The sequence below is a fragment of the Calothrix sp. PCC 7507 genome, assembly GCF_000316575.1.
In the GTDB taxonomy this organism is placed as follows: domain Bacteria; phylum Cyanobacteriota; class Cyanobacteriia; order Cyanobacteriales; family Nostocaceae; genus Fortiea.
Window position 1 is genome coordinate 4,543,410 of sequence record NC_019682.1, and the last position, 25,635, is coordinate 4,569,044.

Annotated in this window: 23 protein-coding genes; 6 read left to right on the forward strand and 17 right to left on the reverse strand. The window is 42.0% G+C overall.

The window, feature by feature from the left end; all coding sequences use genetic code 11:
* Positions 1-159 precede the first annotated feature (159 nt).
* Both CAL7507_RS19425 and CAL7507_RS19430 read right to left on the reverse strand, forming a co-directional pair.
* On the reverse strand, positions 160-537 hold the full coding sequence (locus CAL7507_RS19425) for a GxxExxY protein (protein WP_015130196.1): 378 nt from the start codon (positions 535-537) through the stop codon (positions 160-162).
* A gap of 274 nt (positions 538-811) precedes the next feature.
* Entirely contained in the window at positions 812-1,261 is a 450-nt protein-coding gene (locus CAL7507_RS19430) for a BON domain-containing protein (protein ID WP_015130197.1), read from the reverse strand.
* A 618-nt stretch (positions 1,262-1,879) separates the two neighbouring features.
* Between CAL7507_RS19430 and CAL7507_RS19435 the strand changes: the two genes are divergently transcribed.
* Positions 1,880-3,298, forward strand: coding sequence for a sensor histidine kinase KdpD (locus CAL7507_RS19435; protein ID WP_015130198.1), 1,419 nt, complete (start codon positions 1,880-1,882; stop codon positions 3,296-3,298).
* A 99-nt stretch (positions 3,299-3,397) separates the two neighbouring features.
* On the opposite strand, the gene CAL7507_RS19440 is transcribed toward CAL7507_RS19435, so the two are convergent.
* The 6 genes from CAL7507_RS19440 to CAL7507_RS19460 form a co-directional block, all read right to left on the reverse strand.
* Entirely contained in the window at positions 3,398-6,049 is a 2,652-nt protein-coding gene (locus CAL7507_RS19440; protein ID WP_236556781.1) for a DEAD/DEAH box helicase, read from the reverse strand.
* A 294-nt stretch (positions 6,050-6,343) separates the two neighbouring features.
* Positions 6,344-6,700, reverse strand: a complete 357-nt coding sequence (locus tag CAL7507_RS33155) for a hypothetical protein (protein WP_236556782.1) — start codon at positions 6,698-6,700, stop codon at positions 6,344-6,346.
* Between the two features lie 35 nt (positions 6,701-6,735).
* Entirely contained in the window at positions 6,736-7,026 is a 291-nt protein-coding gene (locus tag CAL7507_RS19445; RefSeq protein WP_015130199.1) for a type II toxin-antitoxin system RelE/ParE family toxin, read from the reverse strand.
* Positions 7,014-7,361 (reverse strand): hypothetical protein, encoded by a 348-nt coding sequence (locus CAL7507_RS19450; RefSeq protein ID WP_015130200.1) that lies wholly within the window; start codon positions 7,359-7,361, stop codon positions 7,014-7,016. Before CAL7507_RS19450 ends, CAL7507_RS19445 begins: the two co-directional genes overlap by 13 nt.
* A 305-nt stretch (positions 7,362-7,666) precedes the next feature.
* Positions 7,667-7,885, reverse strand: a complete 219-nt coding sequence (locus CAL7507_RS19455) for a hypothetical protein (RefSeq protein WP_015130201.1) — start codon at positions 7,883-7,885, stop codon at positions 7,667-7,669.
* A gap of 70 nt (positions 7,886-7,955) precedes the next feature.
* Positions 7,956-8,618, reverse strand: coding sequence for a Uma2 family endonuclease (locus CAL7507_RS19460; protein WP_015130202.1), 663 nt, complete (start codon positions 8,616-8,618; stop codon positions 7,956-7,958).
* A 219-nt stretch (positions 8,619-8,837) separates the two neighbouring features.
* On the opposite strand from CAL7507_RS19460, the gene CAL7507_RS19465 reads away from it, so the two are divergent.
* The gene (locus tag CAL7507_RS19465; RefSeq protein ID WP_015130203.1) at positions 8,838-9,110 is read left to right on the forward strand and encodes a hypothetical protein; all 273 of its coding nucleotides are present in this window, start codon (positions 8,838-8,840) and stop codon (positions 9,108-9,110) included.
* 219 nt (positions 9,111-9,329) lie between these two features.
* On the opposite strand, the gene CAL7507_RS19470 is transcribed toward CAL7507_RS19465, so the two are convergent.
* Positions 9,330-9,815: a DUF1156 domain-containing protein gene (locus CAL7507_RS19470; protein ID WP_015130204.1), complete on the reverse strand. Its 486-nt coding sequence runs from the start codon at positions 9,813-9,815 to the stop codon at positions 9,330-9,332.
* 246 nt (positions 9,816-10,061) lie between these two features.
* Between CAL7507_RS19470 and CAL7507_RS19475 the strand changes: the two genes are divergently transcribed.
* Positions 10,062-10,313, forward strand: coding sequence for a hypothetical protein (locus CAL7507_RS19475; RefSeq protein ID WP_015126937.1), 252 nt, complete (start codon positions 10,062-10,064; stop codon positions 10,311-10,313).
* Positions 10,314-10,384: 71 nt separating this feature from the next.
* Positions 10,385-11,620, forward strand: a complete 1,236-nt coding sequence (locus tag CAL7507_RS19480; RefSeq protein ID WP_015126938.1) for a hypothetical protein — start codon at positions 10,385-10,387, stop codon at positions 11,618-11,620.
* Between the two features lie 573 nt (positions 11,621-12,193).
* Here the strand turns inward: CAL7507_RS19480 and CAL7507_RS19485 are convergent.
* The 8 genes from CAL7507_RS19485 to CAL7507_RS19520 all read right to left on the reverse strand — a co-directional run bounded on the left by CAL7507_RS19485 (position 12,194) and on the right by CAL7507_RS19520 (position 21,449).
* On the reverse strand, positions 12,194-12,643 hold the full coding sequence (locus CAL7507_RS19485; protein WP_015130207.1) for a transposase: 450 nt from the start codon (positions 12,641-12,643) through the stop codon (positions 12,194-12,196).
* An 86-nt stretch (positions 12,644-12,729) separates the two neighbouring features.
* Entirely contained in the window at positions 12,730-13,161 is a 432-nt protein-coding gene (locus CAL7507_RS19490; RefSeq protein WP_015130208.1) for a type II toxin-antitoxin system VapC family toxin, read from the reverse strand.
* Complete coding sequence (locus tag CAL7507_RS19495) at positions 13,158-13,376, reverse strand: hypothetical protein (protein WP_015130209.1); 219 nt, start codon at positions 13,374-13,376, stop codon at positions 13,158-13,160. The genes CAL7507_RS19490 and CAL7507_RS19495 overlap by 4 nt, the downstream gene beginning before the upstream one ends.
* A gap of 448 nt (positions 13,377-13,824) precedes the next feature.
* A complete protein-coding gene (locus CAL7507_RS19500) occupies positions 13,825-14,253 on the reverse strand; it encodes a hypothetical protein (RefSeq protein ID WP_015130210.1) in 429 nt (142 codons plus the stop codon).
* 188 nt (positions 14,254-14,441) lie between these two features.
* Entirely contained in the window at positions 14,442-17,678 is a 3,237-nt protein-coding gene (locus CAL7507_RS19505; RefSeq protein WP_015130212.1) for an ATP-binding protein, read from the reverse strand.
* Positions 17,679-18,023: 345 nt separating this feature from the next.
* Positions 18,024-19,442, reverse strand: a complete 1,419-nt coding sequence (locus CAL7507_RS19510) for a DICT sensory domain-containing protein (protein WP_015130213.1) — start codon at positions 19,440-19,442, stop codon at positions 18,024-18,026.
* Between the two features lie 173 nt (positions 19,443-19,615).
* Positions 19,616-21,112: a UDP-N-acetylmuramoyl-L-alanyl-D-glutamate--2,6-diaminopimelate ligase gene (locus CAL7507_RS19515; RefSeq protein ID WP_015130214.1), complete on the reverse strand. Its 1,497-nt coding sequence runs from the start codon at positions 21,110-21,112 to the stop codon at positions 19,616-19,618.
* Positions 21,113-21,164: 52 nt separating this feature from the next.
* Positions 21,165-21,449 carry a glutaredoxin family protein gene (locus CAL7507_RS19520; protein ID WP_015130215.1) on the reverse strand — a complete coding sequence of 95 codons (285 nt, stop codon included), beginning with the start codon at positions 21,447-21,449 and terminating at the stop codon, positions 21,165-21,167.
* Positions 21,450-21,622: 173 nt separating this feature from the next.
* On the opposite strand from CAL7507_RS19520, the gene CAL7507_RS19525 reads away from it, so the two are divergent.
* Complete coding sequence (locus tag CAL7507_RS19525; protein WP_015130216.1) at positions 21,623-23,869, forward strand: GAF domain-containing protein; 2,247 nt, start codon at positions 21,623-21,625, stop codon at positions 23,867-23,869.
* Positions 23,870-24,446: 577 nt separating this feature from the next.
* Complete coding sequence (locus CAL7507_RS19530) at positions 24,447-25,265, forward strand: SDR family oxidoreductase (protein ID WP_015130217.1); 819 nt, start codon at positions 24,447-24,449, stop codon at positions 25,263-25,265.
* Positions 25,266-25,635 lie beyond the last annotated feature (370 nt).

A 25,635-nucleotide genomic window follows, 5' to 3' on the forward strand; every position in this document is an offset into this window, starting at 1 on the left:
TGACAACACCATTCCATCATCAGTGTCATCCCATAATCATATTTAAATTGACGCTAATATTTCAATCACAGATTAAACGGATTTTCAGATGGCAACACCATTCCATCATCAGTGTCATCTCATAATCCTTCTAATCCGTGATCCCGACAGTTTTCCGCGTCACCTTACCAACCTCTTAAAACTCATACTCTTACTCCCAAAATTAATCAACAAACCAACTTCCAGCTTATACACCTTCAGATAATTTAAAGCTTGAGCTAAATGCACATCATCAAGCTGAATAACAGCTTTCAACTCAACCAAAACCTTTCCCTCCACCACAAAATCAGCCCTACGAGTCCCAATCGGTTTTTCCAAATCCTTATAAAAAATAGCCTGTTCAATTTCACGCACAAACTCCAGCCCCACTTGACTCATCTCATAAGCCAAGGCCCTTTGATAAATTACTTCCTGAAACCCATTACCCAAAAATTTATGAACTTCAAAACTAGCGCCGATAATTTTCTGAGTAATATCAGCATACTTCAAACCCTCCATACAAAACACTCATATAGATAACTGAAATATATCTTGAACACAGATTAAACAAACTCAATGATTACACTGATTTTTTCTTCCAAAATGATCCCAAAAATCAGTGGCATCCCATAATCCCTAAAATCCGTGATTCAGACATTTTCCGCATATAGCTAAAAAACAGGACTTACACCATCGTAAGCCCTGTTGATAACTACAAAATTTTTGACTAAAAAAGTATCAAGGATTGTAGATACCTAGAGGTTGCCTTGAGGTAATTTCAGACTTCATACTTCTATTGTGGTTTTGCTGATGCAGCTTTTGCTTCCACTTTAACGCTCTTAACACCTTTGAGTTGTTTAACTAGGGGTTCGATTTTCTTAATATCCGCCTCAGTAGGAACTGTGCCTTTGATGGTGACAGCACCAGCTTTATCTTCAACTTCTAACTTGCTACCTGGAATTTTTTGCTCTAACTTGCTAAGAATTAAGCTTTTAGTATTGCCAGTTGCACTTGCAGGTGCTGTTTTGGTTGTGTCTGCAGCAGCTTTGGTAGTGGTTTTAGTTTTGTCAGTATCAGCAGCACCTTTGGTGGCAGTTTCAGTTTTTTGAGTTGCATCTTTTGCTGGTTTAACAGCTTCATTGGTAGTGCCAGGAGTTTCAGAACCCGTTTTCGTAGCATCTTGGCAACCAAAGATACCGACAACTAGAATACCACTAACTAAAAAAGGAATTAGCTTTTTCATTTCTATCTCCGAATTGAGTACTTGAAGCGATTAACTGAGCGGTGTGTCATGTTGAGGAGCGAATGTCAAAAAACAATGAAAGGTGAAATCACAGAACAGCTAAAGTAGGCACTAAGGTTACTGAAAATTAAAATTGGTATAGATTCCAAAGGTGAAATTTTCAAGTGATCACCAAAAGTACCAATTATATTTCAGTAACGCCTACTGAAAAGTACGGCTTTGTAGAAAGTGGGTGACATCCTATCAACTTGACCTAAACGCTAAGTGGTTTGTCCAGAGATAGGGGATATTCCCACAATGGTCAGTCGATACTATCAGATTTGAAGATAATTCGCACGGATTTTCTCAAAATTTTATGATTTTTCGCAACCAAACTTCAAAAATCCCGTGAGGTGTCAAAGTATGAGGGGGCTGCTTTTCTCAGAGTGCCTGTAGCAAGATTGCCTTTCATGAAATAATGAAAACTGGAGGTTAATAACTAATGTCAGGGGAAATTGCGCCTATATTGTTCGGTTCTACGACTGTCATGAGTACACAAATGACTATACGCTCGTAATTAATAGTGGAGTGCCTCACCTAGAAGCTGTTAGTCGCTATGGAATTAAGGGGTGAAAACCTGTGTACGAATGGATCTTGCCAAGTCTGAGCGAAGTTTTAGTTGCAAGCCAATCAGCCGTAGCTGAATGTTCACCAGCTAAAGCAGAACAGCAATGGCGTGTCAGTCTAGCAGCAACAGAACATCTGCTGATCAATAATTTAGGGAATGCTGCATCTGACGGAACCCAAGGATTAGTTTTAGCAGCACCAGCACCCCTATTTAGTCAGCCAAAGCTGACTCAAAGCTTACGGAGAGTAACTTTTACGGCCAAGCCATTTAACCCTTTGGCACTGATGCCCTTTCAGATGCCAATAGCGATCGCTACAATAGATGAAGTTACTCCTCATGAATCGGTACTGCCTCTACTACCTGCCGATCCTCTAGGAAGAGAGCAGTTTTGCCTAGTATTTACAGATAAATTTACTCTAGTTTTAGTCTTAGCTGCACACAAAAACGGCCAAAAAACGTTTTCGTTTTCTTTTGAGCCAGAGGTTGTACAGCAGGCTTGGCGAGCATTAGGAGCCAGGGTGATGCTGACTAATCCAGATTTTTTCGCTGAACTGGATACAATAGTCCAAAAGTATTTCCCAATAACGCCTGATTACCGCACTGTAATTCAGTTTAGTCAATTGTTGCTGCAAGAATTCACAGAGCCAGAAGCGGATAGGGGAAATGTTCCTTACTCTCCCCCTCTCCCTGTCTGCCCTTCCGTCTCTCCCCGGCCTGATGTAGAATTGCTGCAAGCCTTTGCTCACGAAGTCCGGACTCCTTTGACAACGATTCGCACGATGACGCGGTTGCTGCTAAAACGGCGGGACTTACCTGCTAATGTGATTAGTCGCTTAGAAGTTATCGATCATGAGTGTACTGAGCAAATTGATCGGATGGAGTTGCTGTTTAAGGCGGCAGAATTAGAAACATCCACCTCAGTGAAATTTACACGCACGCAACTGACACCAATGTCTTTGGATCAGGTGTTACAGCAAAGTATTCCCCGTTGGCAACAAGCAGCCAATCGGCGAAACTTAACTTTAGATGTGGTTTTACCGCAGCAACTACCAACGGTGGTGAGCAATCCTAGTATGTTGGATCAGGTGTTGACTGGTTTGATGGAAAACTTCACTCGCAGCTTACCTCCTGGTAGTCACATTCAAGTACATGTCATCCCGGCTGGAGACCAATTAAAGTTACAATTATCACCACAACTCCAGTGCAAAGATACTAGTAAAGCCCCTACGCCTGCAAAACCGCCAATTCGTAAAGCGCTTGGTCAATTACTGATGTTTCAACCGGAAACGGGTACGATTAGTCTTAATCTGGCTGCTACTAAGCATTTATTTCAGGCGATCGGTGGCAAACTGATTGTGCGTCAGCGTCCCCACGATGGGGAAGTATTGACTATTTTCCTGCCTTTGGAAGTTAGTCCAAGCAAAAGTTAGGAGTGAGGCATCCGTGAGGGGTTAAGATAAAGCGCTTTTTGTCAATCAGCTAAAATACTCAAAACGGTTCACGGTTAACCGAAACAATACAGTCACCAGTCAATAATCAACTGCTTGCAGCATTTTTTCAAACAAGGGATCGCCAAAATTCATTAATCGTAGTGAAGGCATTTCATCAAAAATATTAGGGTAAAAAGTAACCATGTAATTCTGCCCTTTATAATTCAGTTGCCAAGTACGTTCGCTCCTTCTCTCAAACTGCACACCACTGGCTTTTAAAATTGTTGAGTCGGTGAATAACTGCTCAATAGTTTCTGGCGTAAAAGGGGTAGAGGTGATTGGTTTTTGAATTTCTACTAAGTCAGCTTCTAAATCCATTGCTACCATTTCTTCAATAGCTAGACGAGGCGGTGGGCTGTCTAACACAGAATCGAATTGAGACATTAAAACATCCTCTTCTTCTGGATCAGCACTCATAACAGCCCGTTCAATAAAGGTAGGGACTTGGGCTAGAATCGGCTGAAGATTACCAACAACAGTGGCAAAGGCATTAATGCGATCGCGCAATTTTCGATAAACTTTCGCCTCTACCGTGCCATCATAGTAAAAATTGTGAATTCGCACAGTCGGGTATCTTTGTCCAATGCGGTCAATTCTCCCAATACGCTGTTCGACCCGCATAGGATTCCAAGGCATATCATAATTAATCAACACACCGCAATTTTGTAAATTCAACCCCTCAGAAGCAGATTCAGTACAAAGGAGAATTTTGATTTCATCTTGGCGAAATCGGCGTTTAATTTCTTCCTTGGGAACTAGACACCAATTTGGTTGACTGTTGGCTGTTGACTGTTGACTGGATTGTTCAGTCAACGGTGAACTGTTAATTGTCAACAATTCTCCGCCACGACCGGAGTAACAAGCCACTTGACTACCGTACAATTCCTTCAATGTATCGCGTAGATAGTCCATCGTGTCAGTGTACTGGGTGAAAACGATCGCACTTTCTCGGTCAGTTAATTCTTGGCGTAAAATTTGAATAAAGCGAGAAAGTTTGCTATCTTCCCCAGTGTTTTCAAATTGGCGTAGTAATTCTTCAAGATATTGAATTTCCTGGGGGTCTACTGGTTCAAAGAAAGATTCCAGCCCAGCAATCACTGCATCATCCTCATTATCCACATCTACTAAATCGTCGTCACTTAAAACGCTTCCCCGTTGAGTTAACAAATAATCCAAACGACGTTGCAGAGATGACTTGATAGCATAAAATGAACTGGTCAAACGTTTACGGTAAAGGGTCATCAAAAAACCCAAACAAGAACGCTGATCTATTTGTGCCAGTCGGTAAAAGTGACGTACATAGTCGCTGACAGCTACATAAAGCGGTACTTCCCGTTGGGGTTCCAGCGTAATAGCATTATCCTGCACAACTCTAGTAGGAATATCCCGCTCTAACAGTCCCCTCTGATAGTATTGTCGGAGAGTGTCGCGGGTGTGGCGGAACATCAAGTCTTTTAGGGGAGTATTCACTGTCAAGTATTGGCGTGAGGTGTCGATAAAGTCTTCATCTGCCAATAATTGTTTGTGATTAGAGATTTTCTTTCCCCGTTGCCAAGTATCCTGCATTTTGTAAGCGAGGATGCGATCGCTCTTGGTCAAAAACTGCTCTAATCTAGAACAAGGTTGTCCGCCGCGCTGAAAATAATCGCTAGACATGACTTGCCAAAAATTAATTACTTCCTGCTTGACAGCACCTTGTAGCGAGGCGAAATAATCGCAGAAGTTATCGCCATAACTCCAATGCCCTTGCAATCCCAGCAGGTTTAACAAGTCGAAAACTTCTATGGCATCAATTTGCATAGGAGTTGCTGATAAAAGAATCAGGGATTTTGTCTTCTCCTTCAACTGTGTCATTAACTGTAACAAGCGATTGGGTGTTTCCTTGCGGTCTTGGGGACTCTTGCGACGTGCATGATGGGCTTCGTCTAAGATTACTAAATCCCAAGGTTCTGCTGATAGTAGCTGGTGCATTCTGTCAGTTCTTCGCACCAAATGAGAAGAAGCCAGAATTAAATCTTGGGTATTCCAGGGATTAGCTGCTGCGGGGATAGTACGCTTGTAGGGGTCTTTAAATTCTGTAGATGTGTAACTCCAAAAATGCAGATTAAATTTTTCCCGCAATTCTTCTTGCCACTGGGGTTGAACGCTAGCAGGTGCTAAAATCAGTACCCGCTTCACTTTTTTGGACAACAGCAGATAACGCAGAATTAAACCAGTTTCAATTGTCTTACCTAAACCAACTTCGTCAGCAATGAGAAAACTTTGGGGAAAATTTTGAGCAACGCGGCGCAGGATTTTAATTTGGTGTGGCCAGGGGTGAATGGGAATTGATTTTAAACAAAAGTCCAAGCAGCCGGGATGTTCATGAATATTGGCAAGTTGAGTAAATGCCAACCGTTCTTGTTCACTGATTACGGTTGACGGTTGACTGATGACTGATGACTGTTCACTGTTTATTTCAGTTTTCGTAGTGGGAGCATCTTGCTCCCTACTGATATCTCTATCTTGCTCCCTACTGGTAGTAGCGGGCAAGATGCCCGCACTACTCCAGGTTTCCAAACCAACAACGTTTAATTCTTTTGTCAGAGGTCGAGTATCAAATTCTATTTGAGAGTTCCAATCAGGTTTAGTAGATTTTGCGTAACGCAACAGCTTTTTCTGTACCGCCTCTGGAACTTCAAAAACTCGCACGTTAGGCGATACGTCATACCAAAGTTGCTCAAATCTCGCTACTTCTTCTTCAACTCTATCTAGTTCCCTTCCTCCCTCCCAAGAACAATAAACGTGAAAGGATTCTACATTCCTCTCCCAGCCACCGATAGATTCATTGTTGGAACCGTTAAATGCTAATTTCTCGCCCTTGCTATCAGTAAAAATGCCAACTTTTTCGTGAAATATATGCTGTGGGTCTAGTTGCTGTGTACTATCTTCTGGTAGTCCATTTTCTTTGAGAGGAATAGCAATTTTAATATCGAGATACTGGTTTTAAATTAACCAACTGAGAATTTCTAAGTGTTTGAGTTGGGCAAAACTTTCTGGTGGCTTTAAGTCCGCGTCTAGACGAGATAGCAATGCGTCTCGCAGTTCGTATCCCTGTTGAATTGCTTGTAAATCTTGGGGGCTAAACTGACAGCCCATGATTAACCGCATTCGCCCTTTGTTGTGCAGCATTGCACCTAAACCCCGTGCAACTTTACTCAGGATAGCACTGCTAAAAAAACCTGCTTTCCGGTCATATTGAATGGCACACTCTAAAGCAGGAATATAGAAATCAGTGATAGTGTTATGGGTGTTGCTGGTGTAACTAATTTTCCAAGGATATTCACGTAAAATTTTCGGCATATTATGCGGTTGTTTATATCCTTTGAAAATTAATACTAACGAGGTCGATTTTCTCGCCCGTGATAGACACGTAAAATAACAACATCATCCTCAAGAATAACGTAGTGAATTATAAAACCGTATTTACCAAAAGAAACTAAAAGTTTTCGCAGCCCTGCTATTTCATCTACAATTGCGCCTCGACGAGGATTTTGCTGTAAACTCTCGCCTGAAGAGACAATTGCTTGTACTGCGCGGGAAGCTGCATCAGGATTATTAAGTTTGATAAAATCATAATGACGATTTAAGTCATTAACTGCACTTTGTGTCCAAACTATCTGGGACATGGGCGTTCTTGTTCAGTTCCTAAACTGTCTGCCCATTCGCGCACACGGTCATGCGCCACTCCTGAACCTGTCCGACGGTACGCTTCGAGAGCGGATTGGCTCTGCTGAACCATTTGGGCTTCAGTAAGAGGTTGAAAATTTAATGCTGTGTCTATCTCACCTACCTCAAATGATTCTTCTGTCGTTTGAGTAGCTTGATTTATAAGTAACTGCTCAAAATCTTCTAAATCCCCAGATGAATTAGTCAGCCATGTTAACAGGAGAGTTTTTACCTGTTCTCCTGGTAATGTTTCAAGATGTTCTAAAATTTGCTGTCTAAGATTGCTTGCTGTCATAAGCTTTTAATTTTTGTAGTAAACTTCCTCCATTTTAAAACCTAGAGTAGTGCGGGCATCTTGCCCGCTACTACCACCAGGGAGCATCTTGCCCGCTAATACTACCAGGGAGCAAGATGCTCCCACTACGCATGAAAAACTATGGTTCTCAAAATAGATGTGGTTTAGTTCTGCTATAAGTACAACGTTTTTCACTTAATTCTTATCTAACTTGAGCTAAAACACTGTAATTTACTAAATGTAGCATATCTTGACTTTTGACGATTCACTGTAATTTTTAATAATCAATAATTATGTTCTTCTATTTATTTAAAGATTTCTATTAAATCAGGTTGGTCTTTCCACGCCCCGAATAATTTGTTGAGTCTTGCTAATCTCTCTGAATCTGTTAAGGAATGTTTTGTTTGCTCAATTGAAGTTGCACTAATTTTTAAATCAACAATAATTTCTTGACCATCAGGAATCTCGTTAATTTGTTCTAATAATTCTATAATCTGACCACGTTTAACTCCTCTAATTCTCATTTGCTATTTACTCCTATATTTGCTAAATAATAGTTAACTGTTAACCATGAACTGTCAACTGTCAACAAAATTAAAGTGTATTTGGGTCGATTCCTTGCTGTTGTAATCTGGCTAATAAATTTTGCAATTGTTCTTCTGGGGTTTGGTATCTATTACCATTTTCGTCATACCAAAATAACCATTCTCTTGTTCGCCCTTGATAAGTACCCTGTTCTCGTCCAATACCTAAACCAATTTCGGGTATCCAAATTTTATCCCCTGGTTGTAAAATGTATTCACCATTAATTAAGCGATAAACTTCTAAACGTTGACGCTTACGACGTAGCCGTGTTGGTGCATAAATGACATAATACAAAATGCCTAATTCTGCATAATCAATTTTTTTCTGTTCATATTCGCCATTGTAAGTTTGAGAAACAACTTCTAAAGCTAAAATTGGTGGAATCCCCTCTTCTTCCCACAAAACGTAACTAGAACGTCCATTTTCTCCCACAAAACGTTCAACACCCAAACTCAGGAATCCATCCGGGACTATGGCTCCTTTATTGGGTGTATAGTAAACTCCCATGTTAATGCCGAAAAACCAGTCATCGCGGTTTTGCCAAATAGCGGCTAAGATAGCTAACAATAAGTTGGGAATTAATATTTGCAGTTCGTTATCCACAGGGGTATCATCTGAATCTGGTAATTCTGCCGATGAAGGTAGGCATTCTAACGGATTGTAGTTATACATAACTTTTAAGCGAAGACAGAATACTGTCACTACAGGCTAACGCCTACATCAAATTTTATCAAATAAATACTACTAAATACTACAATGGTTGAAGAAGCAATCATTTGGTGTAAGCTGATGTGCAGCTAAATTGTATAACACGAAAACGTAAAATTATTGTAGTGCGGGCATCTTGCCCGCCTCGCATATACAAATTAAATACGCAACAGCTTAATTGTGATGCAATCAATTTTCTGGAGTGTAGAAGAAGTAGCCCTAAGAGCTAAACAGTTTTATGAAAACGGTATTCGTCAAAATGTCGAGTCGGGTGACAATATCGGTAAGATGATTGTGATTGATGCAGAAACGGGTGAATATGGGATTGATCCTACTGGTGTAGAGACAGCGTTGAAGTTAAAACAGAAAAACCCTAATGCTAGATTGTTTACTATACGGATTGGTTATGATGTTGCTGTAAGTTTTGGTGGTGCAATGGAGCGTACTGTTGAATGATTTCTGGAAAACTTTCATTAGAAAAACTCTAATCTATTAGTTGTAGTTGCTAGATTAAGTAGAAATATTGGGAAAATTGCTATTCTTAGAAAATATTAGGTAGTGGGAGCATCTTGCTCCCTGGTGTATTAAAAACGCGCGAAACATATTATACATAACACAAACGCGGGCAAGATGCCCGCACTACAATTAAAATCAAAAATAATTATCAGAATAAGTTCAATTGTCCACCTTCATTAATTTAATGCGGCGTTGCGGATCTGCTGCCGCCTTCATCGTCACCACCGCCACAGGATTTAAATCAGAAGCCAGCACATTTAACCCATATCTCGCCGCTTCAAACGGGATACTTCCACCACCTGCAAAGGCATCTAATACAGTGGGTGTGCGCGTTCCCCAAACCTTCTCACAATAATCCTGCACCTTCTTAATTTGCACAGAATTTGGCGGCGTTTTATATAGCTTTACCTCCTTTCCCGGTACTAACCCCAGCAAATATTCAAACTCTTGCATTGTGATATCTGCTGGTAATAAAGAAGCCAACACACTGGCGCGACTAAAAGATAATGGCTTACGCGAATACCAGCGATGTAATCCTTTAAATGGATTTCCCCCGTGTTCAAAATTCACTTGCTCGTTTAATACCTGCACAGGCATCATTTTTTCAATAAATACAGCAGGGCATTTGGGGGTTGGTTTATCCATCAGGGATTGTAGGAGATTGAAAATTTCATTTCATGTATATTGTAGTGCGAGGATTGCGTAGTGCGGGCATCTTGCCCGCTACCAGCAGGGGGCAAGCCCGTTACCAGCAGAGGGCAAGCCCGCTATCAGCAGGGAGCAAGATGCTCCCACTACCAGCCTCTACCTAGGGTGTTGACTTTGTTGGTTTTTAGGCGAAATTATTTCATACAATAATAATGTCGTTGATATCTAGCAGAGTCAAAACCAATGCAAGAGTTCAAAAGCCCAGTTAGTAGATTAGCAAGGTTATTTGAAAAAGGTCGAGATAACTGGAAAGAAAAAGCTCTATTGAGACATAAAAAGATTAGGGCATTAGAAATAAAGGTGAGAGATTTATTAGATTCAAGGGAAGAATGGAAAAACCGTGCGCTGGCAGCAGAGTCAAAACTGAAATCACAAAATATTGAAGGAGGGTCATCAGAAAAAAAGAAGATTGGTCAGCCGAAGGAGAAAACATAGAGACTACAGAATTAAATATCAAAGGTCACCATTATGACGCGAAAACAATTCAGCAATCATTAGAACTTTTGATGAAATGCGGTATAAGTCTTAGAGGAGCGGAGAAAGTATTTGAGTTATTTAACAATTCGGAATCCCAGACAAATCCTACTTTCACATGTATCAGAAAATGGTTAGGAAGAATCGGGATATATGAGTTAAAAAGGGAAAAAGAATATCGAGATGATTGGATATTTATTGTCGATTTAACTGTGGAATTAGGGAAACAAAAAGCTTTAGTGGTTTTAGGAATTTCACAGCAGAATCTTCAGTCAAATGTGATTGATAAAAAAAGAGGAGTGTCACACAAAGATGTGGAAATTCTCGGATTAGAAATTATGGATTCTACCAGAGGAGAACTCATAGAACACCAGCTAGATAAAATAAGTAAAAGAGTGGGTGTGCCAGTGCAAATAGTTGCGGACAATGGTAGCGACTTGGCTCGTGGAATCAAGCTATATCAACAAAAATATCCGGAATTAATTTACACTCATGATGTAACTCATGCAATGGCTTTGCTTTTGAAATGTCAGTTAGATACGGATGATAGATATCAGTCATTTATTCAAAAGTGTAATATTTCGAGGCAAAAACTACAACAGACAGAATTATCTTTTATATCTCCTCCTTCCCAACGTTCTCAGTGTCGTTATTTTAATGTGGAAATCTTGACAGATTGGGCAATCCATCTGTTAAATGCCCCGACAGAAACTCTCTTAAAATTAATGCCAGATGCCGAGCCTTTGATGATTACTCAGAAAATAAGAGATAAATTAGGATGGTTAGCTGATTATGAATTAGACGTAATGAAGTGGCATCAAATGGTGTCATTAACACGCCGGGTTGAAGCCCAACTAAAACAATCAGGACTTAGTCATCAATCTCTGGACTATTTTCAGCAGAATCAATCTATATTTCTTGATAATTGTCTCTCTGATTTTCAACAGAATATTTTTGATTACTTGGCTGTTCAATGTAACAAAATCACAGGACATGGTACTTTTTTAGCTACTTCTGATGTCATTGAATCATTGTTTGGAAAATATAAGCATTTTTCTGCACGCTGTCCATTTAAAGAGATGGGTCAGATGTTACTAACCATCTGTTTATCTACTATCGATCTAACCACTGCTGTTGTTAAAAATGCACTCTCAACAATTAGTTTTACTTCGGTTGAAGCATGGCTAGATGAAGTTTTTGGTCAATCTACACTCTCAAAACGAAAAATGTTATTTTCGGCTGATTATGAAGACACAAAAACTGTATGAACTTTTACCCCGAAAAAAGGCACAGAGTCAACACCCTAGCCTCTACCCAAACGCGGGTTTTTCAATCTCCACACGATTTTGCAGATGAACGCGGGGTTTTCATATCGGTGCATCCCGATTTGCCAGATTTATTTTGTAGTGCGAGCATCTTGCTCGCTTTTATCGATTACGCGCTTTTATCGATTACGCGCTTTTATCGATTACGCGCTTTTATCGATTACGCGCTTTTATCGATTACGCGCTTTTATCGATTACGCATTTTTATTCATTACGCATTTTTATTCATTACGCGAGCGAGACGCTCGCACTACATAATCCCTTTTCATACATATTAATATCGGGTTTTCAATCTCAACTTCGGGTTTTAACTCTCCACGCGATTTTGCAGATGAACGCGGGGTTTTCATATCGCTGCATCCCGATTTGACGAATTTATTTTGTAGTGCGAGCATCTTGCTCGCTGTTATCTATTACTCGCTTTTATCCATGACGCGCTTTTATCCATGACGCGCTTTTATCCATGACGCGCTTTTATCCATGACGCGAGCGAGACGCTCGCACTACAGGATGTTATCAAAATGTTTCCCATAAAAAGGGATATTCTTCAGGGGTAATCGATAAACCTGCTTTTACGGGATTTTGTCGAATATATTCCCATTTATTATTAAATTCTTCTTCGGTTTTCATCATTTCGTCGTATCTACCATCTTGCCAAACTTTCCCAATATGTAACATTGCTTTCGGAATTTGTTTGGAGCTATAACTTTTTATACTATGCAGAATACTCCCAATTGACCAATATTCTGTTTCAGATTTGGGAAAGGGTTGAATCAGAATATGTACGTGATCTGGCATTATTACAACGGCGAAAAGCTCATATCTTTGTTCATGAAAAAACTTACAAGCATCTAATACAATTTGTCTGGCTTCTGGTGTGAGTTCTAATCTTTCCCAAGTTACAAATGTAATAAAATATCTACCTTTTGGCTTTTCTAATTGTGGTAATTGCTTTTTATATTTCAATTTTATGGATGAAATTAGTATCGTTTTTTAAAACTCTGCCAAAGTTTATATAAGTTTAATTTACAAAAGTTACCAGTTTACAATTGTCAGTTAATCGTCCAATCTTCGGTAATCAAATCTCGCACTTGGTTAAAATCACGAGTATTTCTAGTTAACAAAATTAAACCCCTTGCAAGAGCGATTGAGGCGATTCGCAAGTCCATTGTAGCTATACGAACACGTTGCGCTCTTAGTCCATCAAAAATTTCTGCGGCTCCTGCGTCAAATGGTAAAACTGGAGCAACAGAGAAACCTTGAAGAATTTCTAGTAGTGTATTATATCCTCGAATTGTGCCAGATGATGTTTGAGCGCGATTAATAAAAGCGTTTGCACCCAAAACCTGCTCGTGAAGGCTAATAACAGAAAAAGCAAAATCTCCTGGTGAAGATGTGGCAATTCGAGCCGCTAAACTTGCGTATTCAGAACCAGAACGCCGTTGTAAAAAACTGATATGGTCAGTATCAAACAGGTACTTCACGCTGGCTCGCTCATCTCGTCTGTGGGTTTATCTGCGTAACGCAAAGATTTACCATACTCCAAAATTTCGAGAAAAGTTTGCTCGTCAGAAATAGAACCCGTGACTTGTTCGAGCCAATTATTTTTTGTTGGAGTTATTAACATCTGGCGCTTGAGTTCGGCTACTGTCTTTTCAAGACTTACTAAACGTTGTTCTAAGGTGGTTTCATCCAGCATGGCTTGATTCAGAAAGAGGTGGCATAAATAAAATATCAAATTTAGTCAACTGTCATCAAAGGTGGCGGGAAACCCATTCCTTCAAGGGGTGGCAGGGATAATAAACCGCTCGTCCATTTTCAATCCTAGAGTAGTGCGGGCATCTTGCCCGCTACTACCCCACAGGGAGCTAATACCAGCAGGGGGCTAACCGCGTCTTGCCTGTAAGGGAGCAAGATGCTCCCACTACCTGCGTCTTGCCCGTAGGGGGCTACCTGCTACTGCCGGTAGGGGGCTACCTGCTTCTACCCGTAGGGAGCAAGATGCTCCCACTACCTGCATCTTGCCCGTAGGGGGCTACCTGCTACTGCCGGTAGGGAGCAAGATGCTCCCACTACTTTTTAAACTATGGTTATTAAAATAGATGTGGTTTAACTTTATTTGTTAACTGTTCACCGTCAACCGTCAACTAATCACCCAATAATACTCTAATCGCTTTCAAAGCCTGATTACGTTTACCATTGCTAATCTTGGCAAACCAGTAGTGCGATTCTTCATAACTCATGGCTCTAATCCCTTGGGCAATATTCGCAATGCGTTCTATTTTAGAAAGCGGTTGCAAAGTCTGAAACAATAATGCCAGATTTATCCCTGATTCCTCATTCAAAACATAAGGAGTTTGGCGATTGTGACTTAGGGTTTTGGGGTCATAATTATTCGCCTTCAAAGAATCATAAATTGCCTGTTTCACCTGAATTAAAGCATTGCCCTTTAAACGCCCAATTCTTTTAGCAGAAGGACGCTTTTTTTCACCGGCTTTTTTATAAGCACATTGATACAACTCCAGGGCAAAGTTATTGTTGTCTGTAGGAACCACTCGCAATTGAAACTCTTGCATATTTGTTAACTGTTAACTGTTGACTGCGATGCACTGAGAAGCTCACAGAAGTGTTAACTGTTGACTGTCAACCGTCAACTAATACGGGAGCATTCCAATGCAAGCAAAAAAGACAGTAGTGGGAGCATCTTGCTCCCTACATTATTGTCTACAAAATCAAATATATTTGTACGTTTGGGATGCTCACACTAATACGTTACTTTCGCCGTCAAAGAAAGCCTGTCAACCGGATTACGATTCAGGGCTTGTTTGATATTACTGATTTCTGCGCCGTTTGGTTGCACTGGAGATGAAAATTCAAATACTAGCTTCAGCGATACGTCAGCTTTTACATCCGGGCTACTTAGCAAAGTGTTAACAGCCCCCTGAAAACTTTGAAATCCTTTGACTGGCCCTTGATACTCTAACCTGATAAACTGTTCATTAACAGTAATAGTTGCCGTTTGGTCGATTTGCAAGGGTAGCTTGATCAACATAGGGAAAGCCGTCATCAACTTACGGTAGTCCATCACTTGCCCAACGGAGATTTCCAGCGACTGGATACCCTGAACTTGATTATCTTGAATGCGATCGCCTAATTCATTAAACACCCGATCTAATGTTCCCTCCAAATCAAATTCTTCCGGTTTGGCTTTAAATAGAGGTGAATCATCCCACGAACCATTCCCATCTTCGCCTGCGCTTGGTGTGCTGGGTGTTCCAGTACCATAAGCCAATATCTTCGCTAGGGTTTCCCTTTCCTCTACTTCGCCATTGCCGTAGTCAGCTACAATTTTGAAAGTTGTGGTTTTAGCGATCGCTGTCTCATGTTCATCACTAGGGCGAAACTCCCCTGTAACCAAATTCCCATCCTGATACAGCTTAATCGTCAAAGCCCCCGATGCTTTCCACCGTATCCGCACAGGTTTTACCGATTCTGTACTGGACAAGACTTGAGCATTCAGTTCAATTTCTCGCGGTTTCGGTGGTTCCAGAATTCCCCGGCGGTAGAGTTCCATCCGTTCAGAAAATTCTATGGAGTCAGGTAGGGTAATTTTACCGTCATCGGTTTTTATAAACAGCTTTTCTCCTACTTTCATATCCCAGTTACCAGTCTGCAACCCCTGGCGGATGGTATCTCGCAGCTTTGAGATTTCGGCATCGACAAATATATTTAAACTCAAATCTTTGGCGAAAGCTTCTTTTAATGCTTTAGTTGTCCAATGGTTTAACCCAGACAGCCATACCTTCTGCAAAATATAAGCAGGGGCGTAGGATGGTGCATCATCAGCACGAATTTTCTGACAATCTTTCAGTGCTTTTAAGATGACATCTTGTTGATTATTTTTACCCTTCACATCGCTAGAATCTTGGGCAGGAAGGGTATAGTGCATCAAACCCTTGGGAGCTTTTACTGGGTCATTAGCAGGGTAAAATAAATGGCGGTACGCATTTGTTAAAGATACTCTTACTCCTAAATCAAGAGAACCTTTTTTATCTTTGAGTTGTTTTTGCTGATTTTCTGATAAATCTTGCAAGCGATTGGGAGAATTTAGAATATTTTGAATAGCCCGAAACTCCCTAGCATTGTCAATTGCTCGTTCTAATTCTTGCCTGTTGGCAACTAAAAATAACAAACGATTTCTAAAAGTACGGAATTTACCCGACTCACCTGTTTCATTAAAAATTTTCTCCACCATTGGCGGTGGCCCTTCGGTAGTTACAGAAATAGTCGCCTCGTTAAAGTCAATTAAACACAGGGCAATACTATCGGACACGTCATCCACATCTGCTGGTGATTCCGGTGCAATAACTAACGTCAGTAGTCTATTAGCAAAAATGGCATCGCGGCGACTTCGTAAATCATCCTTCGCCTCGGTAATTCCAACTTGAGCTTTTTCTTCGGCAATAATTTTATTGATTGATGGTTCTTCCTTGAAACGAGCCAAAGTTGTCATTGGATCATTTTCCAAGTACCAAGCAACTTCACTCAACCTTTCTAAGGCAGTATCAACAAAACCAATTTCTAGCCCTGGTGTCAACAAAGATAAATTTAATTCGGCGCGACGAATCCCCGCCGATATACCTTGAGTGATGGAATGCAAAAAAATAGTCCGAGCTACCCAGGTTGAAAAGGGAGGTTTACCAGCAGCTTTCCATTCTGCATCTTGTAACTGAGCGTGTGCCTCTCTACCATCTTTGTTGTAAATGTCTGCTTGGATCGTAATCCGCATCAAAGGACGTTCCAAACGGGTAGTTAAATCGCTGGTGATTTCTTCTTCAATACCAACAGGGATGTGGTGAGAATGAATTAGCGGTATCCATGCAGTAGTATCGTCCCACAGATAACGTATAACTCTAGCAAATAACCGCAAAGCGCCTCTGGTGCGTTGGAAGTTTGGGATGGAGGCAATCTTTTTAGTCAGTAGATCAAATAATTCCGGGTTGAAGGGATAACTCTGCTCGATACTGTCGGCATAGCGTGCATCTTTGCAACCATCTGGTAAATTAATCCGACTAGCTTTATAAGTTTGTAAATATTCTTTTGAAGCATTATTGGCAGCGTTAGCTTCAATGCTGCTGAACATCCTCTGTTTAACTATATTGTAAATTTCAATATCAGTGCTGGGTTTAATGATCCGCTCTTGCCTCGCGGTAGCGGAAATGGTTTCCCGGATTTCGGTGGTTTCTTCGCCAAAACTGTCAGTGGAGGAAGCCAGCGTGTAAACAAATACTAAATTATTACAAGATGCTGCTAAATCCATGAGGGCGAATAAAAAAGCAACTACCTGTCCGGCTAAGTTGCTGTTACCAACTAGAGTAGCCTTGGCTTTTCTCAGGTATGAGGCAATTTCGTCGATGATAATGACTGTGGGTTGCCCTTGGATTATCCTTTCTAAAACCACTGTGCCTGGACTGACTCGCTGTTCATCAGAACCTTTAAGCAAGCTATAACCTGCTACACCATTAATTTGATAGGCAATTTCTCCCCAAAGGGTATAAGTGGTAACGCCAGTATCCGTATGATAAACACCGTTAACTGGATCAAGGTCTTGGCAAGCGATCGCAGCTGCTTGAATGGGTCGGTCTGGAATAAAATTAATATTATCAGTAAAACGGTCTAGTCCAGGAATCTCTCGTCCATTTTTGGCAATATGCCACAAAGCAATTTCATCATGGGTTTTACCGCCACCAAAGCTGGTTTCCAGTCGAATAATAGGAGAACCAACAACTTCTCCCATTAAACGCCCGAACACTTCAGAAATTAAAGTTTTTAAACCATCGGTAGCAAATGTATTGGCGAAAAAGGCTGTCGGTTCTTGGTAGACTTGCGGCGCTTTCCCTTCCACAACCAGTCGTAGCTTGGCGGCGAATAATTCGGGGGAGAGTTCCCCTGCTAAAATTTCTTCTCTAGGAATGCAAGTTTTAAATACTGAGGGGAGCATAGAAATTTATAGATGGTTAGTAGTTGACAGTCAACAGATTTGTTGACGGTTGACAATTCACTAGTTGACAGAAAAACACCACCAACAGTCAACAATCAACAATCAACAGTCAACAGTCAACAGTCAACAACTGATTAAAACTATTTTGAATATCTTAGCTGATTGACAAAAGGCACTTTATTTTAACCTCTCATGGATGGGAGCTAAACCTCGTCCATTTTGAAACCTGGAGTAGTGCAGTCCGAAAAGCCCGCTACTACCATCAGGGAGCAGGATGCTCCCATTACGCATGAAAAACTATGGTTCTCAAAACAGATAGGGAAGTGCAGTCCCCAGTCCCTATTTTCATGCTCCTGGTGTGTCACGGGCGATCGCCAACTGGACGATAAAGCTTGAACCTTCATAGGGCTTACTTTTCACCGAAATCAAGCCACGAGAACGCCACAGCAACTGCTGTACAATCGTTAACCCCAAACCAGGCCCGCTAGATTCTTCAGTTGCGCCTGAACGCACGCGATAAAAACTGTCAAAGATTTTGGGAATCTCGCTTTCCGCAATCCCCATACCTGTATCGCGGATTTCCAATTGGACATAATCACCGTGAACACGTGCGCGCACCCACACTTGACCACCATTGGGGGTAAATTTAATGCTGTTGTGTAGTAAATTAATCACAATCAGCCTGACTCCACCACTGACACACCAAACAGGAGGAAGTTCGGTGGGTACTGTATAGGCGAGCATGATACCTTTTTCTTGGGCTACAGGCTGGTAGGTACTGACTATCCCCGGCACAATCTCGGAGAGACGTACCGATTCCAAGGACATCCCCTCCAAATTCCGCTCTAAATTTACCAAATCCAATAGACCAGTGATCAGCGAATTTTGGCGATCGCACTCTGCATTCAGCATCTGTAAGTAACGTTGACGCTGGGGGGGTTTCAGGCTAGGGGAATTTAACAACGAAAGTGCTGTTTTCATGTGTGTCAAAGGGGTACGTAACTCTTGACACACATTGCTTAAGTATTCATCTTTAAGTTGCTCTTTTTTATGCAATTTTTGATTTTGCTGCTGCAACTTGGCTATTTGCCGAGTCGTGATTTGATGATTAATTTCGTTTTGTCGTTGGAGTTGTTTTGCTAACAACTGACTTAAGAGCGCTGGTTCAGGTGTACTGGAGCAAATAAAATTAGTAGATGCAATTGTAGATAATGCTGGCGTTCTCACTTGTTGTTTGACGCCATCTAACGCACGCTGAATAACTTTTACTTCAATGCTACTCGTTGTTAGCAAGGGCAAAGCTTGATGGGGATTAACCCTGGGTAAAAGTCTTGTCTTGCGCCTTTTTAGTGGTCTGTGAGCGACAATTAAACTACTAAATTGTGGCGACAAAACTATCAAAAAATATTCTCGTTGTAGTGTCCTATTTGGTAATAATTGCACGCCAACATGATGGAAGGTGGGAACCGGAGAAGGCAAAGCAGATGAACTTCTGTCTTTTCGTCTCTCCGCTAGGTGACAACTATAAATGTCGCCAGAAACATCTACAGAGGATTGATAACGCACTAATTCTGAGTGCCAAATTTTTCCTGGTGGTAGCTTCACCCATAAAGTAGCTGCAATTTGCTGCTCAATCAGTAAGTCAATTTGTGATCGAACTAGTGATAGCAGGGTAGCAGGACTGAGGCGCAATTGTTGGGGAGACACTTGCACTCCCAAAGCCAGCTGATAAATGGACAAATCCTGAGCCAGAGAATCATTCATGAGTCAAGCACAAGAATTATGAATTATGAATTATGAATTATGAATTATGTTTTGTAAAACTAATGGAGTGTATCATTTAGCATAGACTGTGGCAAGCTAATGTGAATTTTATGGGGAATGGGGAATGGGGAATAGGCAATAGGTTATTCTCCCCCTGCCCCCTGCCCCCTGCCTTAGATGCTGAGTCTGGCTTGCAAAGCCTCTCGTGCTTGTTCTCGGTCGTCAAAGTGGATTTTTTCGGTGCCGAGGATTTGGTAATCTTCGTGACCTTTACCTGCTAGTAATATCCCATCGCCAGGTTGTGCTTGTAAGATAGCAGTGCGAATGGCGGTAGCGCGATCGCTAATCACAATTGGTGTAACTGTATCAGGAATTCCCGCCAACACATCTTGTAAAATCCTTTCAGGGTCTTCGGTGCGGGGATTATCTGAAGTCACTACCGCTACATCAGCTAATTCAGCAGCGATTTTACCCATTTTGGGGCGCTTAGTGCGATCGCGATCGCCTCCACAGCCAAATACACAAATCACCTTACCAGGAATAAACGGCCGGGCAGCTTTGAGCAAGTTCTCCAAACTATCCGGCGTGTGAGCATAATCGACAATCACGCTGATATCTTGGTTAGGGACGATTTGCACCCGTTCCATTCTCCCTGGAACTCCGGGAAACTCAGGTATAGCAGTCGCCACCAACTGCAAATCTAGTCCCAAATGTAAAACTGCACCTACCGCCGCCAAGAGATTTTCTAAGTTATATTGACCGACTAGAGGCGACCTAAAAGCCACATCACCCTTTGGTGTATGCAACGTACCGCTGACACCATTAGGCTCATAATTCAAGTCACTCATCCATAAATTAGCGTCAGCATTGTTGACACTGTAACTCCAAACTCTGTCTGGACTCAACGCTGCAATTAACCTCTCACCATAAGCATCATCAGCGTTAATTATTGCCCGTCCTTTGAGATAATCAGGACTAAACAACAACGCTTTCGCCGCAAAATAATCTTCCATATCGCGGTGATAGTCCAGATGGTCTTGGGTAAGATTGCTAAACACTCCCACCTCAAACTGACAACCCAGAACTCTACCCTGAGCCAAAGCATGGGAACTTACTTCCATCACCCCAAATTCACAACCAGCATCCACGGCTTCCCCTAGCTGCTGTTGCAATTCCACAGCAAACGGCGTTGTGTGGACAGCAGTTTGCTCAAAACCAGGCCAACGAGTGTAGAGTGTCCCCATCAAGGCTGTTGGTAGTTCTGCTTTTCCTAGGAGAAATTCAATCAGGTGAGTGGTGGTAGTTTTGCCATTAGTCCCAGTCACACCCACTAATTTCAGCTTTTGCCCAGGATAACCATAAAAAGCACTGGCTATCTGTCCACAAGCTTGAGTCATATTCACCGCACTAATGACCAAAGCCTCAGAGGTGGGGGGCTGTTTTTGTACAGCTTCGGGGGAGACAATTGCTGCTACCGCACCAGAGGCGATCGCACTCGGCCAAAATTCCCCACCATCTACCCGCGTTCCTGGCATCCCAATAAACAAGTCTCCCACACCGCAAGCATGGGAATTCGTCTTCAAGCCTGTCACCTCTGCATCCGCAAAGCCAGGATTGCTAGGCAATTTCTCAACACCATCTACCGCAGCTATTAATTCCCGCAATTTCATCTTGTGAACCTCGGCACACGTTCCTCTTGCGCTTATTCTGCATTATTTTTTTCTAATTGGATAAATACTTACGCAGCATTTGCTCTAATTGTTGCACACTAGCACGTGGTGAAGGACGGGGCAAGGGTTTTTCAATCGTCTCTGGTTCTTCTTTAGCGCCTTGGCGGTGGGATAAAAACAAAACCGGCACTTCATACTGATATGCTAACAACCAATCTTCACGAGTCGTAATATCCCGGACTTCTAACTCAAAGTCGATATTTTGGATTTGTGCTAGCTTTTCGTGCAAACCCTCACACAAATGACATCCCGGCTTACTGTATAAAATTAATCGCATTTGTTCTATTGCCTCCCTACTTAAATACTGAATTAAAATTTGGGGAATGTGCAAAAATATGCAAATAAACAGTTCAGCTAACTAATCTCAATTAGTACAATTAGCGACCTGCATTACTTACATTTGTTATCAGCATCTACTTTTCATACATTATATATGCGTATAAATACAGAATGGAATTTTTCGATAACCCCACTGTGCTGGAGTCAGGAATTGCTGAGGCAAGTTTACTATATCGGATCACAACCCGAATTAGGCGATCGCTAGACCTGCAAGAAATATTAACAGCTACTGTTGCGGAAGTTCGTGCATTTTTGGGTACAGACCGGGTGATGATGTATCGGTTTGATAGCGACGGTAGTGGAGAAGTTATTGCCGAATCCATAGATCAGCAGCGTCTACCCTCACTGTTAGGGCTACACTTCCCCGCTGATGATATTCCTCCAGAACACCGAGAAATGTTTCTGTGGGCGCGGCAGCGTTCGATTGTGAATGTGGCTAGTGGGCGGATTGGCTTATGGCCGCTAGAGAGTTCAGCAACTGGTAACTCTCTCAAAATTGAAAATCTCTACTACCGAGCGGTAGACCCATGTCATATTCAATACTTAACGGCAATGGGTGTACAATCTTCATTGGCAGTGCCAATTGTACACCAAGACCCCATAGAGGAATCAAATAAACCTCGACTATGGGGATTGTTGGTATCGCACCACAGCACACCGCGCCCAGATATGAAACGAGAAGTGCAAGTGGTGCAACAAGTTGTCGATCAAGTATCAATAGCGATCGCTCAAAGTTACCTACTTACCCAAACCCGTGCCGAACAACAGCGACAAGCGATCGTTAACCGAGTTACCACCCTATTGCATTCACTACCCACAATTCAGTTGCAGCCAGCCTTAGAAGCAACGATTGCGGCATTTGATGGGGTAGGTGGCAGACTCTACATTGAACAGAGTGCGGAACTATACACCTGGGGCGAACAACCAACACTGGCAAATGACTTAGAAAACACCATCATCGAACAGCATCTGCTGTGGCAAGATTGGCTAGCTGAGTGTAAACAAGGTAACATTTGGGCAATCACAGACCTCTACAAAGAGCCGCACTGGGAAGTTTTAGCTCCCCTATTCCCATCAACTCGCATTCGGGGAATGTTGATCATTCCCCTCAATTTCCGGCAACAGTTCATCGGTGTTTTCAGCATTTTCCGGACAGGATTTGATACTGAAATATTGTGGGCAGGACAGCGCGATCCTCATGAGCGCCAACGGCTACCCCAACTTTCGTTTACGGCGTGGTTAGAGCAGAAAAAACAGCAAGCACCAGAGTGGAAGCCTGAAGAAATCAGCATGGGACGGGCTTTAGCAGAGCAATTTGCGATCGCCATTCAGCAGCAGCAAATGTATCAACAGATGCAGGTATTAAATACTAAGCTGGAAGGTATGAGCCGAGAACGCGCCGAGTTGCAGCAATCTTTAGATTTAAACAAAGTAATCAAGCAAGTTTCAGACCAGATACGTAGCAATTTAGACTACAAAATTACGCTGCAAACTATTGTCCAGGAGGTGCGAAAACTCCTCAAAACAGACCGAGTATTAATTTATCAGATTCTCGACGATTTAAGAGGTGAAGTAATCGTTGAAGATGTGGACGCTCAGTTTGGCTCTATTCTGGGCATGATCACACCATTAGAATGCTTTCCTGATGAATATGCCCACCTTTACTTGCGCGGAAGAGTCCGAGCCATCAACAACACAACCTCCCCAGATTTGAGTCTCTGTCATCGACAGTTTTTGCAGACTCTGCAAATTCAAGCAAATTTAATTGTCCCAATTAAGATGGGTACGCAATTATGGGGGTTAATCATTGCTCACGAGTGTCGTGCTACCAGAAATTGGCAAGATGCAGAAATTGATTTGTTGCAACGTTTAGCAGATGAAGCAGTCCTAGCCATCCAGCAAGCACAATTATACGAAACCAGTCGGGCGGCGGAATCACTAGCCACGGGACAAGCTGAACAACTGACACAAGCCCTCAACGAAATTCAACAAGCACAGATACAACTCATCAAAACTGAAAAAATGTCCAGCTTGGGGTTGTGGGCGCTGGGTGTAGCCCAGGAAATAAAAAACCCAGTTAATTTCATCTACTGTAATCTGTCCTACACCAACGACTATACCAAAGAACTGCTCGAGCTTTTGCGTCTCTACCAGTTGCACTATCCTTACCCAAACATTGAAATCAGACGCCAAGCAGAAGCAATTGATTTAGATTTTCTTACAGAAAACTTACCTCAAATCCTCTTAGCTATGAAAGCACAGGCCGAGCGGATCAACTCCATGATGTTCTCATTGCGTAACTTTTCTGGACTTGATCGGGCTGCTATTAAATCTGTTGATCAGCACGAAGCTCAATAAAACGAAGGTGTTGCTGATAAAGAGGGATTGGATACTGACATTCTTCCCTATCCTCAATTTTGCAGCATCCATTCTCAAAACCTCCACCCACCAGGGGATGGAGGTTTCATTTTTTCTGAGTAGTAAATACAAACCAGATAATCAATACCGTAAACCCTAAATAGCCAAACACAGTCACCCACTCTTGCCAGTTACTCAATATATCGTTCATCAGCATCAACTCAGCTTAACCTTGCTCATGTCTCTAAAATCTTTGTCTGAATTTTCCGGAACTGATCATCTCAGTGTGGTAGTCCTTATTGTGATGTCAAGATTATGCTAACCTCCTATAACTAAACCTGCGGGGAATATCCCTACTATTCAAAAGCCCGGTCAAAACGACTGGGTTTTTGATTAGGAGCTTTTTCACCTAAATTCCTACTTCTAATACATGCAACTTGACTGGGAGTGAGTCAGCATAGGAAAACATAGCTTTCTCTGCTGATGTGATACCTGCATAATCGTGGGTTGAGTCATAGCACCCACGCACGAGAAGCATTGTTAAATAGATTAACCATAGACTACCTGAGAGACCATTATGACTTCTTCATTTGAGGATTTGGTGTTAGTTGCGGGTGGAACTGGTGGAGTAGGGCAGCTTGTGGTAGGCAAGCTTTTAGAAAGAGGCTTCCGGGTTCGCGTCCTCACACGCAATGCGGCAAAAGCCACAAAGATGTTTGACAACAGAGTGGAAGTTGCTGTTGGTGATATCCGCTCTAGCAATACACTCCCAGCCGCAATGCTGAATGTCACCCATATCATCTGTTGCACGGGTACTACTGCCTTTCCTTCGAGTCGATGGGAGTTTGACTCAGAACCTAACTTGATTGAATGGGTGCAGTTGTTTTTCGACCCCAAATATAGTATCAGCAGGGCAAAGAACAGTCCGATTAAGACTGATGCTGAAGGTGTGAGCAACTTAGTAGCAGCAGCACCAGAGAATCTCAGGCGATTCGTTTTCGTCTCTTCCTGCGGGATTTTGCGTAAATATGAGTTTCCTTGGAAACTTCTCAATGCATATGGGGTGTTAGATGCCAAACAAAAGGGCGAGGAAGCGATCATTGGTTCCGGATTGGCCTACACTATTATTCGTCCGGGACGCTTAATTGATGGCCCTTATACTTCATACGACCTCAACACCCTACTCAAAGCAAAAACCGGAGGTAAGTTTGGTGTGGTACTGGGCAAGGGCGATACACTCCAAGGTGATGCCAGCCGCATTGATGTGGCAGCAGCTTGTGTGGAGTCTATTCTTTATCCATCAAGTGAAGGCCAAGTTTTTGAGATTGTCAATCAGGGCACAAGACCACCTGTGATTGATTGGGATAACCTGTTTTCTCAGCTAACGTCTGATTAACAAACATCTAAATAAAAACCCCTGGTCAGTACCAGGGGTATTCATCTTTATTCCCATATATGAGAATCGCATTTGCGAGCCTCTATGAAACCTCACCCTATGCAGTAATTGCATAGTATTTATTTAAATAATGCAATTACATAGTCAGATTATCCGGAAGTCTACGCATCATGAGTCCTGACACCAAAGATAAATGAGCGTAGTTGCCCTATTTCTTTCAGACATCCGAACTATCACACTCTCCAAGATCAATACTGAAAACAGGGAATTATATCTGCATTTAGAAAAAAAAGGTTTAGCTGAGTGCTAAACCTCTATATATCCTAGTGCTTAAACAGACATCTTCAATTAATTTAGACTTACTCATCTT